The 383-nt window shown below is 65.3% G+C and carries 1 protein-coding gene; it reads left to right on the top strand.

The features are described 5' to 3' along the window. On the top strand, positions 1 to 383 hold a 383-nt coding region (locus tag AACU55_RS23380; RefSeq protein ID WP_205960170.1), incomplete at both ends, for a type VI secretion system Vgr family protein.

Raw genomic sequence — 383 nt, 5'->3', positions numbered from 1 at the left:
GCGGCGACGGCTACGGCTGGCATATGCCGCTGACCGACGGCACAGAAGTGGCCATCGCCTTTGACGGCGGCGACCCCGACCGGCCGTATATCGCCGCCGCGCTGCACGACTCCGAACATCCCGACCATGTGACCGAACGGAACCACACCCGCAACGTTCTGCGCACCCCGTCAAATAACAAGCTGCGGATGGAGGACCGGCGCGGTGAGGAGCACATCAAACTCGCCACCGAATACGGCAAAACCCAGCTGAATAGCGGGCATATCGTCGATGCGCAGAACGCGCCGCGCGGCGAAGGTTTTGAGCTGCGCACCGATGAACACGGCGTCCTGCGCGGCGGTAAGGGCGTCTTTCTCAGCGCGGACGCCCAGCCGCAGGGTCAG

Source organism: Rahnella sp. CJA17(1/100) (assembly GCF_963881615.1).
GTDB lineage: Bacteria > Pseudomonadota > Gammaproteobacteria > Enterobacterales > Enterobacteriaceae > Rahnella > Rahnella aceris.
Note: the sequence above shows the minus strand (reverse complement) of the source record. Positions and strands in the feature narration are given on the sequence as shown.